Annotated in this window: 23 protein-coding genes; 16 read left to right on the forward strand and 7 right to left on the reverse strand. The window is 68.3% G+C overall.

Going from position 1 to position 24702, the window contains the following annotated elements:
• The first annotated feature begins 13 nt into the window (after nucleotides 1-13).
• Complete coding sequence (locus HMPREF2914_RS23280; RefSeq protein ID WP_003087507.1) at nucleotides 14-1081, forward strand: AI-2E family transporter; 1068 nt, start codon at nucleotides 14-16, stop codon at nucleotides 1079-1081.
• 51 nt (nucleotides 1082-1132) lie between these two features.
• Here the strand turns inward: HMPREF2914_RS23280 and HMPREF2914_RS23285 are convergent, their stop codons facing one another.
• The 4 genes from HMPREF2914_RS23285 to HMPREF2914_RS23300 form a co-directional block, all read right to left on the reverse strand.
• Nucleotides 1133-2407: a CynX/NimT family MFS transporter gene (locus HMPREF2914_RS23285; protein WP_003140135.1), complete on the reverse strand. Its 1275-nt coding sequence runs from the start codon at nucleotides 2405-2407 to the stop codon at nucleotides 1133-1135.
• Between the two features lie 15 nt (nucleotides 2408-2422).
• On the reverse strand, nucleotides 2423-3070 hold the full coding sequence (locus tag HMPREF2914_RS23290) for a FadR/GntR family transcriptional regulator (protein WP_003087512.1): 648 nt from the start codon (nucleotides 3068-3070) through the stop codon (nucleotides 2423-2425).
• A 137-nt stretch (nucleotides 3071-3207) separates the two neighbouring features.
• Complete coding sequence (locus HMPREF2914_RS23295) at nucleotides 3208-4737, reverse strand: 3-hydroxyacyl-CoA dehydrogenase (protein WP_023091990.1); 1530 nt, start codon at nucleotides 4735-4737, stop codon at nucleotides 3208-3210.
• 3 nt (nucleotides 4738-4740) lie between these two features.
• The gene (locus HMPREF2914_RS23300; RefSeq protein WP_003087516.1) at nucleotides 4741-5526 is read right to left on the reverse strand and encodes an enoyl-CoA hydratase; all 786 of its coding nucleotides are present in this window, start codon (nucleotides 5524-5526) and stop codon (nucleotides 4741-4743) included.
• Nucleotides 5527-5767: 241 nt separating this feature from the next.
• Here HMPREF2914_RS23300 and HMPREF2914_RS23305 point away from each other — a divergent pair, with 241 nt between their 5' ends.
• The 10 genes from HMPREF2914_RS23305 to HMPREF2914_RS23350 all read left to right on the forward strand — a co-directional run bounded on the left by HMPREF2914_RS23305 (nucleotide 5768) and on the right by HMPREF2914_RS23350 (nucleotide 17817).
• A complete protein-coding gene (locus HMPREF2914_RS23305; RefSeq protein WP_003097851.1) occupies nucleotides 5768-6634 on the forward strand; it encodes an IclR family transcriptional regulator in 867 nt (288 codons plus the stop codon).
• Between the two features lie 54 nt (nucleotides 6635-6688).
• Entirely contained in the window at nucleotides 6689-7843 is a 1155-nt protein-coding gene (locus HMPREF2914_RS23310; RefSeq protein ID WP_003109952.1) for an acyl-CoA dehydrogenase family protein, read from the forward strand.
• Between the two features lie 187 nt (nucleotides 7844-8030).
• On the forward strand, nucleotides 8031-8120 hold the full coding sequence (locus tag HMPREF2914_RS23315; protein ID WP_003097848.1) for a K(+)-transporting ATPase subunit F: 90 nt from the start codon (nucleotides 8031-8033) through the stop codon (nucleotides 8118-8120).
• Between the two features lie 10 nt (nucleotides 8121-8130).
• Nucleotides 8131-9825, forward strand: a complete 1695-nt coding sequence (gene kdpA, locus HMPREF2914_RS23320; protein ID WP_023091989.1) for a potassium-transporting ATPase subunit KdpA — start codon at nucleotides 8131-8133, stop codon at nucleotides 9823-9825.
• An 11-nt stretch (nucleotides 9826-9836) separates the two neighbouring features.
• Nucleotides 9837-11909, forward strand: coding sequence for a potassium-transporting ATPase subunit KdpB (gene kdpB / locus HMPREF2914_RS23325; protein ID WP_003087527.1), 2073 nt, complete (start codon nucleotides 9837-9839; stop codon nucleotides 11907-11909).
• Nucleotides 11910-11962: 53 nt separating this feature from the next.
• Complete coding sequence (gene kdpC / locus HMPREF2914_RS23330) at nucleotides 11963-12514, forward strand: potassium-transporting ATPase subunit KdpC (RefSeq protein WP_003087529.1); 552 nt, start codon at nucleotides 11963-11965, stop codon at nucleotides 12512-12514.
• A gap of 107 nt (nucleotides 12515-12621) precedes the next feature.
• A complete protein-coding gene (locus HMPREF2914_RS23335; RefSeq protein WP_022580601.1) occupies nucleotides 12622-15279 on the forward strand; it encodes a sensor histidine kinase in 2658 nt (885 codons plus the stop codon).
• Nucleotides 15280-15379: 100 nt separating this feature from the next.
• Complete coding sequence (locus HMPREF2914_RS23340; RefSeq protein ID WP_003087534.1) at nucleotides 15380-16072, forward strand: response regulator; 693 nt, start codon at nucleotides 15380-15382, stop codon at nucleotides 16070-16072.
• 120 nt (nucleotides 16073-16192) lie between these two features.
• A complete protein-coding gene (glsB, locus tag HMPREF2914_RS23345) occupies nucleotides 16193-17101 on the forward strand; it encodes a glutaminase B (RefSeq protein WP_003087537.1) in 909 nt (302 codons plus the stop codon).
• A 110-nt stretch (nucleotides 17102-17211) separates the two neighbouring features.
• The gene (locus HMPREF2914_RS23350) at nucleotides 17212-17817 is read left to right on the forward strand and encodes a DUF4893 domain-containing protein (RefSeq protein WP_003110632.1); all 606 of its coding nucleotides are present in this window, start codon (nucleotides 17212-17214) and stop codon (nucleotides 17815-17817) included.
• Nucleotides 17818-17820: 3 nt separating this feature from the next.
• Here the strand turns inward: HMPREF2914_RS23350 and HMPREF2914_RS23355 are convergent, their stop codons facing one another.
• Nucleotides 17821-18858: a patatin-like phospholipase family protein gene (locus HMPREF2914_RS23355; RefSeq protein WP_003087542.1), complete on the reverse strand. Its 1038-nt coding sequence runs from the start codon at nucleotides 18856-18858 to the stop codon at nucleotides 17821-17823.
• Nucleotides 18859-18972: 114 nt separating this feature from the next.
• On the opposite strand from HMPREF2914_RS23355, the gene HMPREF2914_RS23360 reads away from it, so the two are divergent.
• The 3 genes from HMPREF2914_RS23360 to mnmH all read left to right on the forward strand — a co-directional run bounded on the left by HMPREF2914_RS23360 (nucleotide 18973) and on the right by mnmH (nucleotide 21478).
• A complete protein-coding gene (locus tag HMPREF2914_RS23360) occupies nucleotides 18973-19251 on the forward strand; it encodes a hypothetical protein (RefSeq protein ID WP_003097836.1) in 279 nt (92 codons plus the stop codon).
• A gap of 83 nt (nucleotides 19252-19334) precedes the next feature.
• Complete coding sequence (gene selD, locus HMPREF2914_RS23365) at nucleotides 19335-20369, forward strand: selenide, water dikinase SelD (RefSeq protein WP_003087546.1); 1035 nt, start codon at nucleotides 19335-19337, stop codon at nucleotides 20367-20369.
• Nucleotides 20369-21478, forward strand: coding sequence for a tRNA 2-selenouridine(34) synthase MnmH (mnmH, locus tag HMPREF2914_RS23370; RefSeq protein WP_003087548.1), 1110 nt, complete (start codon nucleotides 20369-20371; stop codon nucleotides 21476-21478). The genes selD and mnmH overlap by 1 nt, the downstream gene beginning before the upstream one ends.
• On the opposite strand, the gene HMPREF2914_RS23375 is transcribed toward mnmH, so the two are convergent.
• Nucleotides 21457-21804: a GFA family protein gene (locus HMPREF2914_RS23375; protein WP_003087550.1), complete on the reverse strand. Its 348-nt coding sequence runs from the start codon at nucleotides 21802-21804 to the stop codon at nucleotides 21457-21459. The genes mnmH and HMPREF2914_RS23375 overlap by 22 nt on opposite strands.
• 137 nt (nucleotides 21805-21941) lie before the next feature.
• Here HMPREF2914_RS23375 and HMPREF2914_RS23380 point away from each other — a divergent pair, with 137 nt between their 5' ends.
• A complete protein-coding gene (locus HMPREF2914_RS23380; protein ID WP_003087553.1) occupies nucleotides 21942-22550 on the forward strand; it encodes a flavin reductase family protein in 609 nt (202 codons plus the stop codon).
• Between the two features lie 6 nt (nucleotides 22551-22556).
• Here HMPREF2914_RS23380 and HMPREF2914_RS23385 read toward each other — a convergent pair whose 3' ends face one another.
• Nucleotides 22557-22964, reverse strand: a complete 408-nt coding sequence (locus tag HMPREF2914_RS23385) for a DUF5086 domain-containing protein (RefSeq protein ID WP_003087555.1) — start codon at nucleotides 22962-22964, stop codon at nucleotides 22557-22559.
• 201 nt (nucleotides 22965-23165) lie between these two features.
• Here HMPREF2914_RS23385 and HMPREF2914_RS23390 point away from each other — a divergent pair.
• Nucleotides 23166-24702 (forward strand): methyl-accepting chemotaxis protein (locus HMPREF2914_RS23390; protein ID WP_070702862.1); only part of this gene is annotated, 1537 nt, incomplete at its 3' end.

The raw sequence follows: 24702 nt of genomic DNA on the forward strand, positions 1-24702 counted from the left end.
AAGGCCTGCCTTGATGTTCGATAACGATCGGCTGTTGCTTCGCGTGCTGTTGTTCGGCCTGCTCGGTGCCAGTCTCTGGGTGCTGGCGCCATTCTGGTCGGCGCTGTTCTGGGCCGCGGTGTTGGCTTTCGCCAGTTGGCCGCTGATGCGTATGCTCACGCGCCTGCTCGGTGGCCGCGAGTCGCTGGCGGCGGGCCTGCTGACCCTGGGCTGGATCGTCCTGGTGGCGTTGCCGCTGATCTGGCTCGGCTTCGGCCTGGCGGACAACGTTCGTTCGCTGATGGAGCTATTGAAGAATCTCCAGGTCGAGGGCCTGCCGCCGCCGCCTTCGTGGATGGCCGGCGTCCCGCTGATCGGCGACCGCCTGATCGGCTGGTGGAACTCCATCGACCAACAGGGCGTGGCGTTCTTCTACGTGCTCAAGCCCTATGTCGGCGAGGTCGGCAACTGGCTGCTGGCGCGCAGCGCGAAGATCGGTGGAGGGATCCTGGAACTGGTCCTCAGTCTGATCCTGATCTTCTTCTTCTACCGCGACGGGCCGCGCCTGGAGTCCATCGTCCACCGTGCCCTGGAACGCCTGATCGGCAACCGCGCGGAGCACTATCGCGACCTTGTCGCCGGCACCGTACAGCGGGTGGTCAACGGGGTGATCGGCACCGCCGCGGCGCAAGCCCTGCTGGCCTGGATCGGCTTCACGATCGCCGGCGTACCGGGAGCCATGCTGCTCGGCCTGCTGACCTTCGCCTGCAGCCTGCTGATGGTCCCGCCGCTGGTCTGGGGCCCGGCCACCGCCTGGCTGTTCTTCAAGGGCGACTATGGCCACGGGGTGTTCCTCGGCCTGTGGGGCTTCTTCATCATCAGCGGGGTGGACAACATCCTCAAACCCTACCTGATCAGCCGTGGCGGCAACCTGCCGCTGGTGGTGGTGCTGCTCGGGGTGTTCGGCGGCCTGCTGGCGTTCGGCTTCATGGGCCTGTTCCTCGGCCCGATCCTGCTGGCAGTGGCCTACAACCTGCTCAGCGACTGGATCGCCAGCACGCCGCGGACGCCGCCCGGCGAAGGGCGCGGCCCGGATGCCTGAGTGACGAAGGAGAAAAAGCCCCGCGATGCGGGGCTTTTTGCGTCTGCGGGGCTACAGGTGTTCGCTGCGGGCCCCCACGTACTGGCTGCGCCCGGCGCCGAGGCCGAACAGGGTGGCGGCGATGGCGACGCCGATGAAGATATAGCCGACCGCGTTCCAGCCGCCGGTCAGGTCGTGGACCACGCCGACCATGAACGGTCCCATGGCCGCCAGGGTGTAGCCGACGCCCTGGGCCATGCCCGACAGATGCGAGGCGACGTGGGCGTCGCGCGAGCGCAGGACGATCAGCGCCAGGGCGATGCTGAAGGTGCCGCCCTGGCCGAGGCCGAGCAGGACCGCCCAGCCCCAGATGGTCGGCAGCGGCGCATAGAGGAAGCCGAGCAGGCCGGCGAGGGTGGTCGCCATCACCAGCACCACCGCCAGGCGCTGGTCCCTGGCGCGAGCGGCGAGCCAGGGCGCGAGCAGGGCGGTGATCAGTTGCAGCATCACCGAGCCGGACAGCACCAGGCCGGCTTCCACCGCAGTCATGCCGCGGTCGATCAGGATCGACGGCAGCCAACCGAAGACGATGTAGGCCAGGGACGACTGCAGGCCCATGTACAGCGTGACCTGCCAGGCCAGCGGGTCGCGCCACAGACCGACGACACGGAAGGCCTGGCGATGGGCGTGCTGGCCCTGGCGGGTCTGCGGCAGCCAGAAGGCGGCGGCGAGGATCGCCGGCAGCGACCAGAACGCCAGCGCCAGTTCCCAGTTGCCGAAGAGCTTCTCCAGCGGCGCGGTGGCGCCGGCGGCGAGCGCTGCGCCCAGGCACAGGGCCATGGTGTAGACCCCGGTCATCACCCCGGCCTGGCGCGGGAAGTCGCGTTTGACGATGCCCGGCAGGAGCACGCCGATGATGCCGATGCTGGCGCCGGCCAGGACGCTGCCGGCGAACAGGCCGAACACCGGGAACAGGCTGCGCAGGACGATGCCGCCGGCCAGGCAGAAGAGGATCAGCAGCACGCTGCGTTCGGCGCCGATACGCCGGGCCAGGCGCGGCGCGAGCGGCGCGAACAATCCCAGGCAGAGTACCGGCGCGGTGGTCAGCAGGCCGGCGGCGGCGGCCGAGAGGCCGGTATCGTCGCGTACCTGGTTGAGCAGGGGGGCGAGGCTGGACAGCGCCGGGCGCAGGTTCAGCGCCACCAGCACCAGGCCCAGCAGGAGCAGCCAGGGGCGTAGCGGCGGCGCCGGCGGGGCTGGTTCGTCGTCGACTTCGGCATCGATCAGCAGTTCTTCCGGAGGATGGCCGGGGTGCGCTCCCGGCCGGGCATTCAAGGCGTGAGTCATGGGTCTGTCCCGGGTTCAGATCAGCAGTGCGCGGTTGGCCGCGGCGGCAGCGTCCGGGTCTCCGCGTTCTATGGCGTCGAGCAGTTGCTGGTGCAGCTCGAAGCAGGGCTGGGCCCTTTGTGGGTCGGCCATGGTGCGTTCCAGCGAGGTCCGGATGACCTGCGAGAAGTAGCGGTAGAGTTCGCTGAGCACCGGATTGTGGGCGGCATCGACCATCCGTTGGTGGAAGCGGACGTCGTGCTCGATGTAGTCCTGCAGGTCGTCGCTGCCGTAGCGCTGGCGCGATGCGTCGAGATACTCGCGCAATGCGCTCAGGTCGCTGTCGTCGCGGCGAACGGCAGCCAGGCGCGCCGCCTCGATCTCGATCATCCCGCGTGCCTCCAGGGAGTGCTGCACCGCGCTGCGCGCCAGCACCAGCATGGTTTCCAGTGGATCGGCGCAGGCGCGCACGTAGGTGCCGTCGCCCTGGCGGACTTCCAGCACGCCGGAGAAGGTCAGCACGCGCACCGCTTCGCGCACGGTGTTGCGGCTCATGCCGAGCAGCTCGGCGAGTTCCGGCTCCGGCGGCAGGCGCTGGCCGAGCGGCCAATGGCCGGCGTCGATGCGCTGGCGGATCTGCTCCAGGGCGATGTCCACCAGGGAGCGCTTGAGGGGAATGGTCACGGAAGAAACATCCAATCATCGGATGAATTTGCGCGCAGGATACCTCGGCAGCTGCAAGCCCGGAAAGCGTCGCTCGGGGAAAAAGCGTTGGCCTGGCGGCGAGACGCATGACGCTGCGCCGCCAGGTCGCCGATGCGTCAGTCTACGGCGGCGGTTTCGCCGGCGCGCAGGGACATGCCCAGTTGCGCTCGTCGGCGCAGCCAGGGACTGGGCCGGTAGCGCGGGTCACCGGTAAGCGCCTGCAAGCGCTGGAGAATGCTCAGCAGGCGCCGCGGGCCGAGGCGGTCGCCCCATTCCAGCGGGCCGTGGGGATAGCCGAGGCCGAGGTGCACCGCCTGGTCGATATCCTCGACGCTGGCAATGCCCTGCTGGGCGATGTCGCAGGCGAGGTTGACGATCATCGCCAGTATCCGCTGGACGACGAAGCCGGGACTGTCGCGCAGCATCGTGACCCCGGCGCCGTCGCCAGCCAGTAGCGCGTGGGCGGCGTCGCGCATGGCCGGGGTAGTCAGCGGCGAGAGCATCAGGCAGCGCCGGCGCTCGAGGTCGCAGAGCAGGTCGATGCCGACGCTGCGCTCGGCGGGACAGGCGAAGCGCTGCACGGCGCTGCTCAGGTCCTCACCCCAGGCGGCCAGCAGGCAGAGCGCTGCGGCGGAAGGGCGTTCGCCGGTTTCCGGCTCGACGCCGAGGCGATGCAGCAGTTCGGCGAGCGTGCGGCGGTCGTCCTCGTTTTCGCAGCCCAGCCACACCGGGGGCCGGATGGCGGCCTGCGGCACCGGTTGCGGACCGGGCTTGTCCTGCGGCTGGCCGTCGACGTAGCGATAGAAGCCCTGGCCGCTCTTGCGCCCGAGACGGCCGGCGGCGAGCAACTGGCGGGTCAGCGGGTGCGGGCGGTAGCGCGGTTCCTGGTAGTACTGCTGGTAGATCGATTCCATCACCGGGTGCGACACGTCGAGGCCGGTGAGATCGAGCAGTTCGAACGGCCCCATGCGGAAGCCGGCGCACTCGCGCAGCACACGGTCGATCTCGGCGCATTCGGCGACGCCTTCGCCGAGGATGCGCAGGGCCTCGGTGCCATAGGCGCGGCCGGCATGGTTGACGATGAAGCCGGGGCTGTCCCTGGTCCGTACGCCGCGGTGGCCCAGGCGCGCGGCGAGGGCGAGCAGGGCGTCGCCGACTTCCGGAGCGCTGGCCAGGCCGTCGACTACCTCGACCACGCGCATCAGCGGCACCGGGTTGAAGAAGTGAAAGCCGGCGACCCGCTGCGGCCGCTCGCAGGCGGCGGCGATGGCGGTGATCGACAACGACGAGGTATTGCTGGCGAGGATGGTCTCCGGCGCGACTATGGCTTCCAGCCGGCGCAGCAATTCCTGCTTGGCCTCCAGGCGCTCGACGATGGCCTCCACCACCAGTTCGCAGTCGCCCAGTTGTTCCAGGCGTTCCGCCACCCGCAGCCGGTTTTGCGCGGCCTCGGCGTCGGCGGCGCTCAGCTTGCCTTTGCCGCATAGACTCTCGAAGGTTTGCCGCAGGCGCTGGCGTGCCTCGGCGGCGGCCTCGGCGCGGCTGTCGAACAGCCACACAGTCAGGCCGGCCTGGGCGGCGATCTGGGCGATCCCGGTGCCCATCGCACCGGTACCGACCACGGCGATACAACGAATATCGGGCATCGTCTATTTCCCCTGGTAGTTCGGCGGGCGTTTCTCCAGGAAGGCGTGCATGCCTTCCTTCTGGTCCTGCGAGTCGAACAGCAACTGGAACGCCTTGCGTTCCAGGGCCAGGGCACTGTCCAGCGGCAGGTCGGCACCGGCCAGGACCACCTCCTTGATCTGCGCCAGCGCCAGAGGGGGCAGGCGGGCGATCTCCGTGGCCAGTTCCAGGGCGCGCGCCAGCGTCGACTCGTCCGCCACCACTTCGCTGACCAGGCCCATGGCCAGCGCTTGCGGAGCCTTCACCAGGCAGCCGGTGAACAGCATGCGCAGCGCCTGGAACTTGCCCACCGCCCGTACCAGGCGCTGGGTGCCGCCGGCACCCGGCATCACCCCGACCTTGATCTCCGGCTGGGCGAACTGTGCCGACTCGCCGGCGACGATCAGGTCGCAGTGCATCGCCAGTTCGCAGCCGCCGCCCAGGGCGAAGCCGTTGACCGCGGCGATCACCGGCTTCGGGCAGCGCGCGATGGCTTCCCAGTAGCGCTCGCTGTGGCGGCCGTACAGGCCGATCGCCGTGCTCGTCGAGAGATCGCGGAGATCGGCGCCAGCTGCAAAGCAGCGCGAGTCGCCGGTGAGCACGATGACGCGGATCGCCGGATCCGCGCCGAGCGTCTGGAAGTGGCTGGCGAGGCGCTGGCGCACTTCGTCGTTCAGCGCGTTCCTGGCTTGCGGACGATTGAGGCGAAGCAGGGCGATATCGGCTGCGGGAAATTCGAGCAGAACCACGGGCGAAGGATCGGCGGACATGGAAGCTCCGATGAATTGATATTTCGCTATACGAAATATAGTTTCATGATTTATCGAAAATAATCAGCGCCAGCCGGGGCGTTGTAAATACTCGCGTCGGATTTCGGACGATCTACTTATACAATTTACTGTTTTAAAAGGATTTTATTTTAGTTGTTGAAAGTGCATGGGCTCTTCTATTAGTTTCGCTATGCGAAATATGATTTTGTTTTATTGATTTTTTGAAAAAGAGGTCCCTACTATGCGCGGCAACGACGAGCGCCGGAGTCCGGCGGAAGGTGCCAGTACGGAAGCGGAAGTGTCCGCCTTCGAAGCTGTGCTGATCGACCCGATGCAGGAGAAAGACGAGGAACTCAAGGACCGCCAGTTCGTCACCGCGCTGGCCCGCGGGTTGGAATTGCTGCGCTGTTTCACACCACGGGAAAGCCTGCTGGGCAACCAGGAACTGGCGAAGAAGACCGGCCTGCCGAAGCCGACGGTGTCGCGTCTGACCCACACCCTGACCCGGCTGGGCTATCTGCGTCACCTGCCGCATAGCGGCAAGTACCAGTTGGAAGTGGGCGTGATGTCGTTCGGCTACGCGATGCTCTCGAACCTGTCGATTCGCGCGCTCGCCCGCCCTTTGATGGAAGAGATGGCCGGCTACGCCAAGGCCGCGGTGGCCATGGCGGCCCGCGACCGGCTGAGCATGGTCTACCTCGACGTGGTGCATGGCGAGGCCAACCTGACCATGCGTCGCCAGGTCGGCAGCCACCTCTCGCTGCACCGCAGCGCTATCGGCCGGGCCTGCCTGGCGGCGATGCCGGAGGACGAGCGGGAGTTCATCCTCGGGCACATCCGCAAGCGCCACCCGGAAGACTGGCCGGAAGTGCGCAAGGGGCTGGAGCGGGCCTTCCGCGACTATGCCGACTACGGCTTCTGCCTGTCGCTCGGCGAGTGGCAACGCGACGTCAACGCGGTGGGCGTGGCCTTGCACCACGAGAGCCATGGGCTGCTGGCGTTCAACTGCGGCGGGCCGAGTTTCCACCTCAAGCGCGAGAAACTGGAGGACGACATCGGCCCGCGCCTGCTGCACATGGTCCACAACATCGAGGCCGCCACCCGCTGACCGAGGCCGGTGACGGAATCATGGCAACCGGCCTAAGGGCCTATTGGAGTGAGCATGATTCGTGATCCGGAAACCCTGAACCTGCTGCTGGACAGCATCCGCCAGTTCGTCCGCGAAAGCCTGGTGCCTCATGAGCAGGAGGTGGCGGAAACCGACCGCATCCCCGAGGCGATCATCGCCCGCATGCGCGAGATGGGCCTGTTCGGCCTGTCGATCCCGGAGGCCTACGGCGGCCTCGGGGTGACCATGGAGGAAGAGGTGAGCATCGCCTTCGAACTGGGGCGGACCTCGCCGGCGTTCCGTTCGCTGCTGGGCACCAACAATGGCATCGGCTCCCAGGGCATCGTCATCGACGGCACCGAAGAACAGAAGCGGCGCTACCTGCCGCGCCTGGCGTCGGGCGAACTGCTCAGTTCGTTCTGCCTCACCGAACCGGACTCCGGTTCCGACGCCGCCTCGCTGAAGACCACGGCGGTGCGTGACGGCCAGCACTACGTGCTCAACGGTACCAAGCGCTTCATCACCAACGCCCCGCAGGCCGGCATCTACACCGTGATGGCACGCACCGACCCGGCGATCCGTGGCGCCGGCGGAATCTCCGCTTTCGTCGTCGAGCGCGGTACGCCCGGGCTGTCCCTGGGCAAGCCGGATCGCAAGATGGGACAGAAGGGCGCGCATACCTGTGACGTGATCTTCGACGACTGCCGGGTGCCTGCCAGCCAGTTGATCGGCGGGGTCGAGGGCGTCGGCTTCAAGACCGCGATGAAGGTGCTCGACAAGGGCCGCCTGCACATCGCCGCGGTCTGCGTGGGGGTCGCCGAGCGGATGCTCGAGGATGCGTTGCGCTATGCCCTGGAACGCAAGCAGTTCGGCCAGCCGATCGCCGAGTTCCAGTTGATCCAGGCAATGCTCGCCGACAGCAAGGCCGAAGCCTACGCGGCGCGCTGCATGGTCATCGACGCCGCGCGGCAGCGCGACGAAGGCCGCGATGTCGGTACCGAGGCGTCCTGCGCCAAGCTGTTCGCCTCGGAAATGTGCGGCCGCGTCGCCGACCGCGCGGTGCAGATCTTCGGCGGCGCCGGCTATATCGGCGACTATGGGATCGAGCGCTTCTATCGCGACGTGCGACTGTTCCGCATCTACGAGGGCACCACGCAGATCCAGCAACTGCTGATCGCCCGCAACATGATCCGCGCCGCCCAGGGCTAGCGTCGATCCTTCGCCTTGTCACCGGCCGTGGCGCAGTCCCCGGCCGGTTGCTCTCCCAGGCGCTGTCCGCACCACTCTTTACGCTTTCTTTATGCCGTCCGGCGCGGCCCGGAATCGCTTCTTTACGCCCCCTTTGCGGAGACTTTCCCTCAAGCGGCAGAGGCCGTTCGAAGGAGAGATCGCACACATGACCGTTCTGGATTGGTTGTCCCTGGCCCTGGCCACGGGACTGTTCGTCTATTTGCTGGTGGCGCTGCTACGCGCCGACCGTGCCTAGGGGAGGGCACATGAACAGCCACGAGATTCTCTTGATCCTGGCCTTTTTCGCCCTGGTCCTGGTGCCTGCACCGTTCCTCGGGCGCTACTGCTTCAAGGTGATGGAAGGCCAACGCAATCTCCTCAGCGCGCCGCTGGCGCCACTGGAGCGCGTCTGCTATCGCCTGTTCGGCGTCGATCCGGCGAGCGAGCAGGACTGGAAGACCTACACCCTGGCGCTGCTGGCATTCAACCTGGCCGGCCTGGTCCTGCTGTTCTCGATCCTCATGCTGCAGGGCAGCCTGCCGCTGAACCCGCAGCACCTGCCGGGCCTGGAATGGACCCTGGCGTTCAACACCGCGGTCAGTTTCGTCACCAACACCAACTGGCAGGCCTACAGCGGCGAGGCCTCGCTGAGCTACTTCAGCCAGATGGTCGGCCTTACGGTGCAGAACTTCGTCAGCGCGGCGGTCGGCCTCTGCGTGCTGGTGGCCCTGGCGCGCGGCATCAGCCGCCGCTCCACACGACAGCTGGGCAACTTCTGGGTCGACCTGACCCGCGGCACCCTCTACGTGCTGCTGCCGCTGTGCCTGCTGCTGGCGTTGCTGCTGGTCTGGCAGGGCGTGCCGCAGACCTTCTTCGACTACGTCCATGCCACCACCTTGCAAGGCGCCGAGCAGACCATCCCGCTCGGCCCGGCGGCCAGCCAGATCGCCATCAAGCAGCTGGGCACCAACGGCGGCGGCTTCTTCGGCGTCAACTCGGCCCATCCGTTCGAGAACCCGAGCGCCTGGAGCAACCTGTTCGAAGTGGCCTCGATCATCCTGATCCCGGCGGCGCTGGTATTCACCTTCGGCCATTACGTGAAGGACCTGCGCCAGAGCCGCGCGATCCTCGGCTGCATGCTGCTGCTGTTCTGCCTCGGCCTGGGCCTGTCGCTGTGGGCCGAATACCAGCCGAACCCGGCGCTGGCGCAGTTGCCGGTCGAGCAGGGCGCACCGATGGAGGGCAAGGAGAGTCGCTTCGGCACCGCCGCCAGCATGCTCTGGGCGATCACCACCACCGCCGCCTCGAACGGCTCGGTGAACGCCATGCACGACAGCCTGAGCCCCCTGGGCGGCATGCTGCCGCTGCTGAACATGATGCTCGGCGAGGTGATCTTCGGCGGCGTCGGCGCCGGCCTCTACGGCATGCTGCTGTTCGTCCTGATCGCGGTGTTCCTCGCCGGCCTGATGGTCGGGCGGACGCCGGAGTACCTGGGCAAGAAGCTCGAGGCGAAGGAGGTCCGCCTGCTGGTCTTCACCCTCCTGGTGATGCCTGTCGGCGTGCTGGTGCTCGGCGCCATTGCCGCCAGCCTGCCGGGACCGGCCTCGGCGGTGACCAACCCCGGCCCGCACGGCTTCAGCCAACTGCTCTACGCCTACACCTCGGGGAGCGCCAACAACGGCTCGGCGTTTGCCGGTTTCGGTGCCAACACGCCGTTCCACAACCTGATGATCGGCCTGGCCATGCTCATTGGCCGCTTCGGCTACATCCTGCCGATCCTCGCCATCGCCGGCAGCCTGGCGGCGAAGAAGGCCAGCCCGGTGGGGCCGAACAGTTTCCCGACCCATGGTCCGCTGTTCGTCAGCCTGCTCACCGTGACCATCCTGCTGGTCGGCGGCCTGACCTTCCTGCCGACCCTGGCCCTCGGCCCGATCGCTGAACAACTGAGCCTCGGCTTCTGAAGGAATCGCACATGAACGCTCAGACCCAGGCGTCCAAGAACGCCTTGCACAAATCGCTCGAACGTCGCCACAACGCGTCCACCAGCCTCGCCGCCTTGTGGCGGCCGGCGCTGCTGCAAGCCTTCGTCAAGCTCGACCCGCGCCAGTTGCTGCGCTCGCCGGTGATGCTGGTGGTCGAACTGACCGCCGTGCTCACCACCTTGCTGTGCTTCGTCCCCGACCAGGCGGTGCCGACCTCGGTGGCGCTGCAGATCGCCCTCTGGCTGTGGTTCACCGTGCTCTTCGCCAATTTCGCCGAAGCGCTCGCCGAGGGGCGTGGCAAGGCCCGCGCGGACAGTCTCAAGGCCGGCAGCCAGGGCCTCTCCGCCAATAAGCGGCGCGCCGACGGCAGTTTCGAGAGCGTCGCTGCCAGCAGCCTGCGCAAGGGCGACGTGGTACGGGTCCAGGCCGGCGAGATGATTCCCGGCGACGGCGAAGTCATCGAAGGCGTGGCGGCGGTCAACGAGGCCGCCATCACCGGCGAATCGGCGCCGGTGATCCGCGAGTCCGGCGGCGATCGCTCGGCGGTGACCGGCAACACCCAGGTGGTGTCCGACTGGCTGCTGGTGCGGATCGGCGCCAACCCGGGCGAGTCGACCCTGGACCGGATGATCGCCCTGGTGGAAGGCGCCAAGCGGCAGAAGACCCCCAACGAAGTAGCGCTGGACATCCTGCTGATCGGCCTGACCCTGATCTTCCTGCTGGTGGTGGTGACCCTCAAGCCGTTCGCCCTGTTCGCCGGCGGCAACCTGCCGCTGGTGTTCCTGGTGGCGCTGCTGGTGACGCTGATCCCGACCACCATCGGCGGCCTGCTCTCGGCCATCGGCATCGCCGGCATGGACCGCCTGGTGCGCCTGAACGTGATCGCCAAGTCCGGTCGCGCGGTGGAGGCGGCCGGCGACGTCCACGTGCTGCTGCTCGACAAGACCGGCACCATCACCTTCGGCAACCGCCGCTGCAGCGCGCTGTACGCCGCGCCGGGGGTGAGCGGCAAGGAACTGGCCGAGGGCGCGTTGCTGGCCTCGCTGGCCGACGACACGCCGGAAGGCAAGTCGATCGTCGAATACCTGCGCATCCTGCATCCGATCGAGGAGCCGCGCCGCGAGGAGCTGACGCCGATCGCCTTCAGCGCGGAAACCCGCTTGTCCGGGGTCGACTGGAACGGCCAGGTGTACCGCAAGGGGGCGGTGGATGCGGCGCTGCGCTTCATCGACCTGCCGCGGGAGAAGATGCCCGAGGTGCTTTCGCGGGAGGTGGACAAGATCGCCCAGAGCGGCGGCACCCCGCTGCTGGTGGTAGCCAACGGCCGGCTGCTCGGCGCCATTCACCTGAAGGACGTGGTCAAGCCGGGCATTCGCGAGCGCTTCGCCGAACTGCGCCGGCTGGGCATCCGCACTGTGATGGTGACCGGCGACAACCCGCTGACCGCCGCTGCCATCGCCGCCGAGGCTGGGGTCGACGACGTGATCGCCGAGGCTACCCCGGAGAAGAAACTGGCGCGGATTCGCCAGGAGCAGGGCGAAGGTCGCCTGGTGGCGATGTGCGGCGACGGTGCCAACGACGCCCCGGCGCTGGCCCAGGCCGACGTCGGCATGGCCATGAACGACGGCACCCAGGCCGCCCGCGAGGCGGCCAACCTGGTCGACCTGGACAGCGACCCGACCAAGCTGCTCGACGTGGTCCAGGTGGGCAAGGAGTTGCTGGTCACCCGCGGCGCGCTGACCACCTTCTCCATCGCCAACGACGTGGCCAAGTACTTCGCCATCCTGCCGGCGCTGTTCGTCGGCATCTACCCGCAGCTCGACGTGCTCAACGTGATGCGCCTGCAAAGCCCGCAGAGCGCGATCCTGTCGGCCATCGTGTTCAACGCGCTGATCATCGTCGCGTTGATCCCACTGGCCTTGCGCGGCGTGCGGGTGCAGGCGGCGGACGCTTCGCAACTGCTGCAGCGCAACCTGCTGATCTATGGCGTCGGCGGCCTGGTGGCGCCGTTCCTCGGGATCAAGGCGATCGACCTGCTGCTGACCGCCGTCGGCCTGGCATGAACAACGGCCCTCGCCGTCGGGCGAGGGCCTGGGACTGAAGAGAGGATCTGCACATGTTCAAGCAACTCCGTCCGGCACTGGCGTCACTGCTGGTGCTGAGCCTGGTCACCGGCGTGGCCTATCCGCTGCTGGTCACCGGTATCGCCCAACTGGCGTTCCCCGAGCAGGCCAATGGCAGCCTGCTGCGCGACGCCGAGGGCAAGGTGCTCGGCTCGCGGCTGATCGCGCAGAAGTTCGACGGCGAGGAGTGGTTCCATTCGCGGCCTTCGGCGGGCGACTACGCCACCGTTTCCAGTGCCGCGAGCAACCTGGCGCCGAGCAACCCGGCACTGGCCGAGCGCATCGCCAGGGACGCCGCGCAGGAGCGTATCGCCGACCAGGGGCCGGTGCCGCTGGCGCTGGTCACTACCTCCGGTAGCGGACTCGATCCGCAGCTGCCGCCGCAGGCCGCGCGTTACCAGGCGCTGCGGGTGGCCACGGCACGCGGGCTGCCGCTGCGGCTGGTGGAAGACCTGGTGGAAAGCCACACCGAGCGGCCGCTGGTGGGGCCGGCGGTGGTCAACGTGCTGGCGCTGAACATGGCGCTGGCGGGGTTGAAGCGCTAGGTTTCCCCAGAGACCCACGCAAGGGCTTGCAATATCGCCGCATCGGCGGATGATCGCCGGCGATCGTCCGCCCCGCGCGGCGCAGAGCAACGGAGTACGACCGATCCATGACCGACACCGCACGCGCCGACGCGCTGCTGGCCGACCTGCCCGCTGACGGGCGCGGCCGCCTGAAAGTCTTTCTCGGCGCGGCGCCGGGGGTGGGCAAGACCTTCGCCATGCTGCAGGCCGCCCAGGCCCAGTTGCGCCAGGGCGTGAAACTGCGCGCCGGGGTGGTCGAGACCCACTCGCGGGCGGAAACCGAGTCCCTCCTCGCAGGCGTGCCGCAGCAGCCGCTGCGCAGCCTCGAGTATCGAGGGATGAAACTGCAGGAAATGGACCTCGACGGTCTCCTCGCCGACCCGCCGGCGCTGGCCCTGGTCGACGAACTGGCCCACAGCAACGTTCCCGGCAGCCGCCACGCCAAGCGCTGGCAGGACATCCAGGAGTTGCTGGCGGCGGGAATCGACGTCTACACAACGGTCAACGTCCAGCACCTGGAGAGCCTCAACGACCAGGTCCGCGACATCACCGGCGTGCAGGTCCGCGAGACGGTGCCGGACTGGGTGTTGCAGGAGGCCTACGAGATCGTCCTCATCGACCTGCCGCCGCGCGAGCTGCTGGAGCGCCTGCGCGAGGGCAAGGTCTACGTGCCGGAACAGGCGCGGGCGGCGATCGATGCGTTCTTCTCGCAGACCAACCTCACCGCGCTGCGTGAACTGGCGATGCAGACCGCCGCCGCGCGGGTCGACGCCGACCTCAACCACCGCTACCGCCAGCGCGGCGAGGAAGCGCCGGCGTTGCGCGGGCGGCTGCTGGTGGGCATCGACGGTGACGAACAGGCCGAACGCCTGGTGCGCCACGCCTGCCGGGTCGCCGAACGTCGGCACCTGCCCTGGAGCGTGGTACACGTCGATACCGGCGGCTTGCGCAGCGAGCAGGCGCGGATGCGCCTGCAGGGTGCGCAGCAACTGGCCGAGCGGCTCGGCGGCGAGATCGTCGTGCTGCGCGCCGGCGAGGTGGCGCGGACCCTCCTGCAACATGCCCGCGAGCGCCGCGCCAGCCTGGTCCTGGTTGGCCAGTCGCGGCGCCGCTGGTACCGCCGGGCCTTCGGCGGTGGTCTCGCCGGGCGCCTGCTGCGCGACGGCCAGGGCCTGGAGATCAGTGCCCTGGACAGCGAGGCCGACCTGCGCCCGGCGGAACCGCGGCCACGCTATCCGGTGGTGTGGAACGACTATCTGCTGGCGCTGCTGGCGACCGCCCTGGCCAGCGGCCTGGCCTGGGTCGTGGCGCACCTGCTGGAGCTGCCGAACATCTCCCTGGTGTTCCTGATGGCGGTGCTGCTGGTGGCAGTGCGCAGCAGCCTGATGCCGGCACTGCTGTGCGCGGTGGCGTCGTTCCTGGCCTATGACTTCCTGTTCATCCCACCGCATTTTTCCTTCGCCATCCATCGCCACGAAGACCTGCTGAGCCTGGCGTTCTTCCTGTTCATGGCCGGCCTCACCGGCAACCTGGCGGCACGCCAGCGGCGCCAGTTGGAGGCGCTGCGCGATACCCAGGAGGAAACCAGCCTGCTGCTGGAGCTGTCGCGCAAGCTCACCGCCGCCACCGACCGCCAGGCGGTGCTGGCCGCCGCCGCCCAGCAGTTCGACGACTGGAAGGACGTCGAGGTCTGCCTGCTTGGTCAGGTCAATGGCGAGTGGAAGACCGAGGCCGGCGTGCAGCGGCAACTCGCCGACCAGGAACGGGTCGCCGCCGACTGGGCCTGGGCCCACGACCAGCCGGCCGGCCTCGGTACTGGCACGCTGCCCGGAGGACGCTGGTGGTGGTGGCCGCTGTCGGCGGAAGAGGGGCCGCTGGCACTGCTCGGCGTCGCGCCGCTGGACGGCCAGCCGCTGAGCCCGCAGCGCCGGCGCCTGCTCGCCGCACTCGGCCAGCCCCTGGCCCAGGCCCTGGCGCGGGCTCGCCTGGCCGAGGACCTGGAGGCCGCGCGCCTGCACGGCGAAACCGAGCAACTGCGCAGCGCCTTGCTCGCCTCGGTGTCCCACGACCTGCGCACGCCGCTGACGGCCATGCGCGGTTCCATCGACAGCCTGCTGGCGCTGGGCGAGGCGATCCCGCCGGCGGATCGTCGCGAACTGCTGGAAAGCACCCGCGACGAGGCCGAGCGACTGGACCGCTATATCCAGAACCTGCTCGACATGACCCGTCTCGGCCACGGTGGCCTGAAGCTGGCGCGCGACTGGGTGGCGCCGGGCGACATCGTCGGCAGCGCGCTGAACCGCCTGCGCGCGGTGCTGGCGCCGTACCGGGTGCAGGCGATCGTGGCCAACGACCTGCCGTTGCTCTACGTGCATGCGGCGCTGATCGAACAGGCGCTGATCAACGTGCTGGAAAATGCCGCGCGCTTCTCGCCGAGCCACGGCCGGTTGCGCATCGAGGTCAGCCAGGATGCCGCCGAGCTGCGTTTCGCGGTGAGCGACGAGGGGCCGGGGATTCCCGAGGCCGAGCGGGAGAAGATCTTCGACATGTTCTACACCGCTGCCCGTGGCGACCGCGGTGGCCAGGGCACCGGCCTGGGCCTGGCGATCTGCCAGGGCATGATCGGCGCCCACGGCGGGCGCATCAGCGTCGGCGAAGGCCTCGACGGTCGCGGCACCACGCTGGTCCTGCACCTGCCGCTGCATCCGCAGCCGGACCTCGGGCAACTGGAGGGCGACGAATGAGCCCGGCGCACTTGCCTGGCGCCCGCGCTCGCGCTATTCCTGCCGTTTCCGCGACGCCGCCGCTGGCTCGTCGCCGTGTTCACCTGCCGTGCCGAGTGCCATGACCCAATTGCAGAACAGCATCCTGCTGATCGACGACGAACCGCAGATCCGCAAGTTCCTCCGTATCAGCCTCAATGCCCAGGGCTACCGGGTACTCGAGGCCGGCACCGGCGAAGAGGGGCTGGCCCAGGCCGCGCTGAACCGGCCGGACCTGGTGGTGCTCGACCTCGGCCTGCCGGACCGCGACGGCCAGGACATCCTCCGCGACCTGCGCGAATGGTCGCAGGTGCCGGTGCTGGTGCTGTCGGTGCGCGCCAGCGAGGGCGAGAAGGTGCTGGCCCTGGACGGTGGCGCCAACGACTACGTGACCAAGCCGTTCGGCATCCAGGAGTTCCTCGCCCGCGTGCGCGTCCTGCTGCGCCAGGCGGCGCAGGGCGAAAGCCCGGAGGCGGCGGTGGCGGTCGGCCCGTTGCAGGTGGACTTCGCCTATCGCCGGGTCACCCTGGAGGGTGCGGAAGTGGCGCTGACGCGTAAGGAGTACGCGGTGCTCGCCGCGCTGGCACGCCATCTCGGACGGGTAGTGACCCAGCAGCAACTGCTCAAGGATATCTGGGGCCCGACCCACGTCGAAGACACCCATTACCTGCGGGTCGTGGTCGGCCACCTGCGGCAGAAACTCGGCGACGATCCGGCCAGCCCGCGCTTCCTGGTGACCGAGGCGGGCGTCGGCTATCGCCTGCGCGACAGCTGACGCGCAGCGCAATTCTGCGCGAGGGGCATGCCTCCCGCGCGTTCATCGCCTATGATGCCGCGCATTCGCGCTGGCCCGGATGCGCCGGGTCGGCGCCCCGGTGTCACGACGAAGGTCATCATGCAGCAACTGTTGAACGAGATTCTCGATGAAGTCCGCCCGCTGATCGGGCGCGGCAAGGTCGCCGACTACATTCCCGCGCTCGCCGGCGTCGAGCCGAACCAACTGGGGATCGCCGTGTACAGCCGCGACGGCGAGCTGTTCCATGCCGGCGACGCCCTGCGGCCGTTTTCCATCCAGAGCATTTCCAAGGTGTTCAGCCTGGTCCAGGCGATCCAGCATTCCGGCGAGGACATCTGGCAACGCCTCGGCCACGAGCCCTCCGGCCAGCCTTTCAACTCCCTGGTGCAGCTGGAGTTCGAGCGCGGCAAGCCGCGCAATCCGTTCATCAATGCCGGCGCCCTGGTGATCTGCGACATCAACCAGTCGCGTTTCGCCGCGCCGGCGCAATCGATGCGCGATTTCGTCCGGCGCCTGTGCGGCAACCCGGAAGTGGTGTCGGACTCGGTGGTGGCGCGCTCGGAGTACCAGCACCGCTCGCGCAACGCGGCGGCGGCCTACCTGATGAAATCGTTCGGCAACTTCCACAACGACGTCGAGGCGGTGCTGCTCAGCTATTTCCATCATTGCGCGTTGCGCATGAGCTGCGTCGACCTGGCGCGGGCGTTCTGCTTCCTCGCCGACAAGGGCTTCTGCAAGCACAGCGGCGAGCAGGTGCTCAACGAGCGGCAGACCAAGCAGGTCAACGCGATCATGGCCACCAGCGGGCTCTACGACGAGGCCGGCAACTTTGCCTACCGGGTCGGCCTGCCGGGCAAGAGCGGCGTCGGCGGCGGCATCATCGCGGTGGTGCCGGGGCGCTTCACGGTCTGCGTCTGGTCGCCGGAGCTGAACGCCGCGGGCAATTCGCTGGCGGGTATCGCCGCGCTGGAGAAACTCAGCGAGCGGATCGGCTGGTCGATCTTCTGAAACCGCCGCCCGTCGTGGTGGCGCTCGAATTCCCGGCGCCGCTGCGCTATGTTCTGCGGCTACCGCTTGCCGGCGCCGGATGCGCCGGTCCACTCGCCAGGATGGTCGCCATGTCCCGCCCGATTCCCGTTTCCCGTGTCTTCGCCTGCCTCACCGTTCTCGCCGCCTGCGCGCACGCCGGCGCCGCCGAGCCGGACTGGCGTGGCTACACCAGCGACCAGCAGCAGCGCAGCGTGCTGGCCGTCGAGCAGGACGCCGAGGCCATCAACAAGCGCTACTACGACAGTGCCTTCGAGGAATTCCTGCCGGAACTGGAGCAACTGGAACTCAGCCTGGCGCAGCCCGTCGTCGCCGTCGACGAGAAAGGCCTGCTGGGCGACTGGAAGTGCCGCTCGACCCAGGCCGACCAGTACGGCATCTATCGCTATCCGAACTTCCAGTGCCGCATCCGGCGTACCGACCGCGGCCTGTTCCTGGAGAAGACCAGCGGTTCGCAGCGGGTCAGCGGCTACCTGTTCCGCGAAGGCACGCAGCGCTACGTGTTCCTCGGCGGCGCCACGGTCAACGACGAGCCCCAGGTGGCCTTCAGTGGCCTGGCCCACGGCGCGCCGGCTGAGTCCGACGTGGTCGCGCTGCTGCGCCCGCACGCCGGCGGCTTCCTCCTGCTGTTCCCGGAACGGCGCGGCGGCTACGAGGTCCTCGAGTTCAGCCGCTGAGGCTCAGGCGTTGTCTTCCTCGTAGCGGTCCAGGGTGTCGCTGGCGATCTGCCGGCCGAGGGCGATCAACTCCGGCGCCTTGTAGAACTCGAAGAAGCGGCAGACCCGCTTCGGCACGTTGATCAGGATGTCCGGCGGGTAGCCGGCGATCTTGTACTGCGCCAGCGAGGTCTGCATCACCTCGAAGCTCTGGTTGACCAGTTCCAGCAGTGATGCCGGACCGCTGCTTTCCACCACCGTGGTGCCGCTGGCCGACTTCGGCGAGTCCTTGCCTTGCGGCGCCGCGGCCGGCTGTTGCAGTTGCGGCTCGGCGGGCTCCTCGGATTCCGCCGGAACCGGATGGAGCAGGGCGTCGGCGCTCAGCTCCGGCGGGGTATTGTCGTCGCCGTGGCGGCGGAAGAACGAGAGTTTGTGGCCGAGGCTCTCGATCATGCTGTCGAAGCGCCCCTTGAGCGCTGCCGGACGCTCGATCACCGGCAGGTGGTACTGCTTCTGGTTGGTGGCGTTGAGGTTGACCGCGATGATCAGGTCGCTGTGGGCCGACACCACCGGCACGATCGGCAACGGGTTGAGCAGGCCGCCGTCGACCAGCATGCGGCTGCCCTGCATGACCGGGGTGAACAGGCTGGGGATCGCCGCCGAGGCGCGCATGGCCTGGTGCAGGCAGCCTTCCTGGAACCAGATTTCCTGCTGGTTGGTGAGGTCGGTGGCAACCGCCGTGTAGGGAATCGACAGGTCCTCGATGTTCACCTCGCCGAGGATCTCGTGGATCTTGCCGAACACCCGCTCGCCGCGGATCGCGCCGAGGCGGAAGCTGACGTCGAGCAGGCGCAGCACGTCGAGGTAATCCAGGCTTTCCACCCACTCGCGGTACTCGCGCAGCTTGCCGGCGGCGTAGATGCCGCCGATCACCGAGCCCATGGAACAACCGGCGATGCAGGTGATCTCATAGCCGCGCGCCTCGAGTTCCTCGATCACGCCGATGTGCGCGTAGCCGCGCGCACCGCCGGAGCCCAATACCAGGGCGACCTGTTTGCTCATCTGCAACCCCTTGCCAATACTGCGTGACGAAGCGAAAACGATACGCGTGTCGCCCGGCCGCCGCCAAGTGCGTCGCGGCGATGCGCGGCCCTTTCCCTGTCCGGAGATCGTTCGATGAAAACCTGGATCGTTCTGCCCGTCCTTGCCCTGACCCTGGCCGGCTGCGCCGGCAAGACCGCCTACCGGGAGAACTGTGCCGACCAGCTGGACGCGGCCTGGAAGGAACTCGACCTGGCCAAGGCCGAAGGCTTCGCTGGCACCGTCAGCTACTCGAAGGCCCTGACCCTGCTCACCGGGGCCAAGACCCAGCAGCAGTTCGAAGCCTACGAGGGCTGCACCAGCAAGGCCGAGAAGGCGCGCTTCTATATCCGCGAGTCGCGCGCCGGGCGCTGAGCCGGGCGCGGCGATCGGCCCTCTGGCGGCGGCGCCGGCTTTGCTAGAATGGGCACTTTTCCGACATCCACGGGAGTACACCGATGAGCGAGGCGATCCGCCTGACCCAGTACAGCCACGGCGCCGGCTGCGGCTGCAAGATTTCGCCCAAGGTACTGGAGGTGATCCTCGCCGGCAGCGGCGCGCAGAACCTCGATCCGAAGCTCTGGGTCGGCAACGCCTCGCGCGACGACGCGGCTGTCTACGCCCTCGACGAGGAGCGCGGGGTGGTCTCCACCACCGATTTCTTCATGCCGATCGTCGACGACCCCTTCGATTTCGGCCGTATCGCCGCGACCAACGCCATCAGCGACATCTACGCCATGGGTGGCGACCCGCTGATGGCCATCGCCATCCTCGGCTGGCCGGTCAACGTGCTGGCCGCGGAAGTCGCCCGCGAGGTGATCGCCGGCGGCCGCAAGGTCTGCGAGGAAGCCGGCATCCCGCTGGCCGGCGGACACTCCATCGACGCCCCCGAGCCGATCTTCGGCCTGGCCGTGACCGGCGTGGTGGAGAAGCGTTTCATGAAACGCAACGACACCGCCGAGGCCGGCTGCAGGCTGTACCTGACCAAGCCGCTGGGCATCGGCATCCTCACCACTGCCGAGAAGAAGGCCAGGCTGCGCGCCGAGGACGTCGGCGTGGCGCGCGACTGGATGTGCACCCTGAACAGGCCCGGCGCGCGCTTCGGTCGATTGGCCGGGGTCAAGGCGATGACCGACGTCACCGGTTTCGGCCTGCTCGGCCACCTGGTGGAAATGGCCGATGGCAGCAAGCTCACCGCGCGCGTTGAGTACGCCGCGGTGCCGCGCCTGGCCAGTGCCGAATATTACCTGGAGCAGGGCTGCGTGCCCGGCGGCACCCTGCGCAACTTCGACAGCTATGGCGAGCGCATCGCGCCACTGCCGGAGGTGCAGAAGCTGTTGCTTTGCGATCCGCAGACCAGCGGCGGCCTGCTGGTGGCGGTGGCTCCGGAAGGCGAGGCGGAGTTCCTCGCCGTGGCGGCGGAACTCGGCCTGCAACTGGCGCCGATCGGCGAACTGGTCGAGCGACAGAGTCTCGCGGTACAGGTGCTGTAATGCGCGACAACACCCAGCACTACCGCGAGCTGTTTCTCGACGATATCCCCCTGATGGATGTGCGCGCCCCGGTGGAGTACCACAAGGGCGCCTTTCCCAACACGGTCAACCGGCCGCTGATGAACGACATCGAGCGGCAGAAGGTCGGCACCAGCTATAAGCAGCACGGCCAGCAGGCCGCCATCGCCCTTGGTCACGAACTGGTCTGCGGGGCGCTCAAGGCCGAACGGCTGGCGGCCTGGAAAGCCTTCGCCGAAGCCAACCCGAACGGCTACCTGTATTGCTTCCGCGGCGGCCTGCGCTCGCAGATCGTCCAGCAGTGGCTGAAGCAGGACGCCGGCATCGACTACCCACGGGTGATCGGCGGCTACAAGGCGTTGCGCAACTTCCTTTTCGAAACCACCCGCGCGGCGGTCGACGAGTGCGATTTCGTGCTGGTCGGCGGCCTCACCGGTTGCGGCAAGACCGAGGTGATCGCGGCGCTGGACAACAGCCTCGATCTCGAAGGCCACGCCAACCACCGCGGCTCCAGCTTTGGCCGGCGAGCCACGCCGCAGCCGGCGCAGATCGACTTCGAGAACCGCCTGGCCATCGACATCCTGAAGAAGCGTCATCGTGGCGTCGGCCAGTTCGTCCTCGAGGACGAGGGGCGGATCGTCGGCAGCTGCTCCTTGCCGCTGGAGCTGTACCAGGGCATGCAGGGCTACCCGCTGGTCTGGCTGGAGGATGCCTTCGAGCAGCGTGTCGAGCGTATCCTCAGGGACTACGTGATCGACCTGCGCAGCGAGTTCGAGCGCGTGGTGGGCGTGGAGGAGGGCTTCGCCGCCTTCTCCGCCTACCTGCAGAAGAGCCTCGCCGGCATCGTCAAGCGCCTCGGCGGCGAGCGCTACCAGCGGCTGGCGGCGATCCTCGTGCAGGCGCTGGAAGAGCAGGGCCGCGACGGCTCGGTGGATACCCATCGCGGCTGGATCGAGGGGCTGCTCAAGGAGTACTACGACCCGATGTACGCCTTCCAGCGGCAGAGCAAGGAAGACCGCGTCGAGTTCCGCGGCAACCAGGCCGAGGTGATCGGCTACCTGCGCCAGCGTCAGGCGTTGCGGCCATCGTAGTGCTGTACCGGGAGCGCGCTGGCGTCGATGTCCTCCAGGCAGCGCGCGTTGACCGCGGCCATCGCCTGGCCGTCCGGGCCTATGCCTTCGCTGAACGGCGCGCAGCCGCAGGTGGGGCAGAAGTGATGCTGCAGGCGATGGGTGTTGAAGGTGTAGGTGTGCATCGCGCTGGCCGGCGTCTTCAGCGCCAGACGGTCGCGCGGGACGAACCACAGCAGCCAGCCGCGCCGGCTGCACAGTGAACAGTTGCACTGGATCACCTGGTCGAGGTCGCCTTCGACTTCGTAGGCGATGGTTCCGCAGTGGCAGCTTCCTCGATAGTTCATGGCAGGGCTCCTGGGTGAGGGTAGAGTAAGTCTAGCCGCTGCCTCCAGGTGGCGCAGGGCCGCGGCGCAGACGGTCGCGAGAGCTGCGGGGCTGCGGCATAATCGGCGTCCCCTCCGTCGATTTCCGCGAGACCGCCATGCAACTGGACTTCACCACCATCGCTCCCGCCGAGGCCTATCGCTGGTTGGCTTCCACCGTCACCCCGCGACCGATTGCCTGGGTCTCGACCCTGTCCGCCGAGGGCGCCAGCAACCTGGCCCCGTTCAGCTTCTTCCAGGTGATCAGCGACGAGCCGCCGACCCTGATGGTCAACGTCAGCCTGCGCGACGACGGCAGCCTCAAGGACACCCTGCGCAACGTCCAGGCCACCGGGCAGTTGGTGATCCACCTGGTCGGCGCCGCCCAGGCAGAGACCATGAACGCCACCTCCGCCTGGCTGCCCCATGGCGTGAGCGAGATCGAGACGGTCGGCATCCCTACCGTGTCCAGCGTACGCGTGGCGCCGCCGCGGATCGCCGCGGCGGCGGTGGCCTTCGAGTGCGAGGTGGCGGAGATCAAGCCGTATCCGGCGGAGAACCCCAATTGCCACCTGATCTTCGCCCGCGTGCTGCTGGCCCATGTCGACGATGCCGTGCTGGCCGACGAGCGCCATGTGGATAGCGACAGGCTCGACCTGGTCGGTCGCCTGGGCGGCAGCCACTACAGCTATACCCGCGACACGTTCAGCATGATCCGGCCCAGGTAGTCGGGCTCAGTCCGGCGCCCGCAGGCACTCGTCGACCGTGCGCCGGCACACCGGCGCCTGGCCCGCGGCCTGGCGTTCCTGCCACTGGCGATAGGCGAACTGGTAGCTTTCCGGATACACCCCGCCGCGTTTCAGCGGCGCCACGATACTCGCGCGCAGCGCCTGTTCGGTCAGCGCCAGGTGCGCGGCCAGGCGCTGGAACTGCCAGGGCTGCTGGCCCTGGCGGCGCTCCAGGACCTCGACGTGGTACAGGCCGTCGGCCGCCGCGCTCGACAGGTTGTGCACGATCAGCCAGCGCGACAGGCCCGGCGCCGCCGGCAACGACCAGAGCGGCTGCTCGATCGGGCCGCTCCAGTCGGCCAGGGCGGGGGCGCACAGACTCAGCGACAGCAACAGCGGCAATACGGGACGCATGGCAAGCTCCTTTTTCCATGGGGCGCCCAGTATGGCTCCGCGCTCGACTGACGTCAGCCCGGATATCCTGGAAACGACCTGCGCATATCTCTCCTGGCCATTATCGTGCTACTACCTTGCCCGGCCGCTCAGGTTCGGCGAAAAACGCGCGACACAGCGGGAAATGCGCACGCAGACGGCGCGTCACGGGGGAGGGGAGTCATGCTGGGGTTGCTGCGCAGGCGTCTGGCCGATCTCGGCACGGCGAAGAAACTGGCCATCGGTTTTACCCTGGTCCTGCTATTGACCGCGCTGGTGGCCGCGCTCGCGGTGCTCTCGCTGCATGCGCTGGGGCAGCGCTTCGCGCGCCTGCAGGAAATGAGCGCGATCAATCGCGACGTGCTGGAGGTTCGCCAGGCCGAGAAGGACTTTGCCCTGCACGGGGAAAAGAGCGACGCCGAGCGCTTGCGCCAGCGCCTGGCCGCGACCCTTGAACGGGTGGGCCGGCTCAAGGCCGACGGCGACGCCGACCAGGCGCTTGGCATGGCCGAGGTGGAGCAGGTGCTGGCGGCATACCTCGAAGCGTTCGGCCGCTTCGAGCAGTCCATCCAGGGACGCCAGTTGGCTTGGGAAAGCGCCAGCTGGTCGCTGAACGGCGCCGCCAACAGCCTCGATATCCTCCAGTCCAGCCTGGCCGAGGATGGCGCCTATGCGCTGAAGGAGAGCCAGGGACGCGACGGCGAACCGCTGTTGCAGCAGGCGGCCCAGGTCGCCCAGGTCAATCGCCTGGTCCTGCAGGGGCTGGACGAGGCCCGCTCGCGTCTCGAAGCGCGCGCCGCGGATGCGCAGGAGGGGCCGCCGAAATCGCTGCGCGAGGCGCTGGAGCTGGCAGCCCTGCTGGAGCAGGCGATCACCGACGATGCCTACGTGTCGGTGGTCAAGGACGTGCTGACCAATATCCGCGGTTTCGCCGACAAGCTCGCCGAGTACCGCGCCAGCCAGCGCCAGGAGCGGCAGATGTACGCCGCCATGGGCGAGCGCGCCGGGCAGGTGATGGCGCGTGTCGACCGTAGCTGGGAGGCACAGCAGCAGGCCATGCTCCACAGCCTGCGGACAAACTCCCTGCTGATCGTCGGCGCCGCCGTGCTGGCGCTGCTGGTGGGCCTGGGCGCGGCCTTCGGCATCAGCCTGCTGATCGTCCGTCCGCTGCGCCAGGCGATGGGTGTGGCGCAGCGGATCGCCGAAGGCGACCTGGCGGTACGGGTCGACAGCGAGCGGCGCGACGAGGTTGGCCAACTGATGGCCGCGATGCGCGCCATGACCGGCAGCCTGCGCGGTATCGTCAGCCAGTTGCAGGACGGCGTCGGGCGGATTGCCGGCGCTTCCGAGGCGCTGTCCGGCGTTACCACGCGCACCCGCCTGGGAATCGACAGCCAGCGGGCGGAAACCGAACAGGTGGCCACGGCGATGAACCAGATGGCCGCCACCGTCCATGAAGTGGCGCACAACGCCGAGGAAGCCGCGGGGGCGGCGGAAAGCGCCGACGGCAAGGTCAGCGTCGGCCAGGAGGTGGTACGCCAGACCCTGGAGCGGATCGAGCGACTGGCCGAGGCGGTGCGCGCGGCCACCGCCAGCGTCGAGGCGCTGAGCGCCGACAGCCAGCGCATCGGCAGCGTGCTGGACGTGATCAAGAGCGTGGCCGAGCAGACCAACCTGCTGGCGCTGAACGCCGCCATCGAGGCGGCGCGGGCCGGCGACC

This window comes from Pseudomonas sp. HMSC067G02 (assembly GCF_001813485.1).
Taxonomy (GTDB): Bacteria; Pseudomonadota; Gammaproteobacteria; order Pseudomonadales; family Pseudomonadaceae; genus Pseudomonas; species Pseudomonas aeruginosa.

What these genes read in the sequence shown, in the direction of transcription:
- HMPREF2914_RS23310 (WP_003109952.1), top strand. Translation starts at nt 6,689, where the DNA reads ATGATTCGTGATCCGGAAACCCTGAACCTGCTGCTGGACAGCATCCGC.
- HMPREF2914_RS23360 (WP_003097836.1), top strand. Translation starts at nt 18,973, where the DNA reads ATGAAAACCTGGATCGTTCTGCCCGTCCTTGCCCTGACCCTGGCCGGC.
- glsB (WP_003087537.1), top strand. Translation starts at nt 16,193, where the DNA reads ATGCAGCAACTGTTGAACGAGATTCTCGATGAAGTCCGCCCGCTGATC.
- HMPREF2914_RS23380 (WP_003087553.1), top strand. Translation starts at nt 21,942, where the DNA reads ATGCAACTGGACTTCACCACCATCGCTCCCGCCGAGGCCTATCGCTGG.
- HMPREF2914_RS23340 (WP_003087534.1), top strand. Translation starts at nt 15,380, where the DNA reads ATGACCCAATTGCAGAACAGCATCCTGCTGATCGACGACGAACCGCAG.
- selD (WP_003087546.1), top strand. Translation starts at nt 19,335, where the DNA reads ATGAGCGAGGCGATCCGCCTGACCCAGTACAGCCACGGCGCCGGCTGC.
- HMPREF2914_RS23375 (WP_003087550.1), bottom strand. Translation starts at nt 21,804, where the DNA reads ATGAACTATCGAGGAAGCTGCCACTGCGGAACCATCGCCTACGAAGTC.
- kdpC (WP_003087529.1), top strand. Translation starts at nt 11,963, where the DNA reads ATGTTCAAGCAACTCCGTCCGGCACTGGCGTCACTGCTGGTGCTGAGC.
- kdpA (WP_023091989.1), top strand. Translation starts at nt 8,131, where the DNA reads ATGAACAGCCACGAGATTCTCTTGATCCTGGCCTTTTTCGCCCTGGTC.
- HMPREF2914_RS23385 (WP_003087555.1), bottom strand. Translation starts at nt 22,964, where the DNA reads ATGCGTCCCGTATTGCCGCTGTTGCTGTCGCTGAGTCTGTGCGCCCCC.
- HMPREF2914_RS23315 (WP_003097848.1), top strand. Translation starts at nt 8,031, where the DNA reads ATGACCGTTCTGGATTGGTTGTCCCTGGCCCTGGCCACGGGACTGTTC.
- HMPREF2914_RS23305 (WP_003097851.1), top strand. Translation starts at nt 5,768, where the DNA reads ATGCGCGGCAACGACGAGCGCCGGAGTCCGGCGGAAGGTGCCAGTACG.
- kdpB (WP_003087527.1), top strand. Translation starts at nt 9,837, where the DNA reads ATGAACGCTCAGACCCAGGCGTCCAAGAACGCCTTGCACAAATCGCTC.
- HMPREF2914_RS23350 (WP_003110632.1), top strand. Translation starts at nt 17,212, where the DNA reads ATGTCCCGCCCGATTCCCGTTTCCCGTGTCTTCGCCTGCCTCACCGTT.
- HMPREF2914_RS23280 (WP_003087507.1), top strand. Translation starts at nt 14, where the DNA reads ATGTTCGATAACGATCGGCTGTTGCTTCGCGTGCTGTTGTTCGGCCTG.
- HMPREF2914_RS23285 (WP_003140135.1), bottom strand. Translation starts at nt 2,407, where the DNA reads ATGACTCACGCCTTGAATGCCCGGCCGGGAGCGCACCCCGGCCATCCT.
- mnmH (WP_003087548.1), top strand. Translation starts at nt 20,369, where the DNA reads ATGCGCGACAACACCCAGCACTACCGCGAGCTGTTTCTCGACGATATC.
- HMPREF2914_RS23300 (WP_003087516.1), bottom strand. Translation starts at nt 5,526, where the DNA reads ATGTCCGCCGATCCTTCGCCCGTGGTTCTGCTCGAATTTCCCGCAGCC.
- HMPREF2914_RS23335 (WP_022580601.1), top strand. Translation starts at nt 12,622, where the DNA reads ATGACCGACACCGCACGCGCCGACGCGCTGCTGGCCGACCTGCCCGCT.
- HMPREF2914_RS23355 (WP_003087542.1), bottom strand. Translation starts at nt 18,858, where the DNA reads ATGAGCAAACAGGTCGCCCTGGTATTGGGCTCCGGCGGTGCGCGCGGC.
- HMPREF2914_RS23295 (WP_023091990.1), bottom strand. Translation starts at nt 4,737, where the DNA reads ATGCCCGATATTCGTTGTATCGCCGTGGTCGGTACCGGTGCGATGGGC.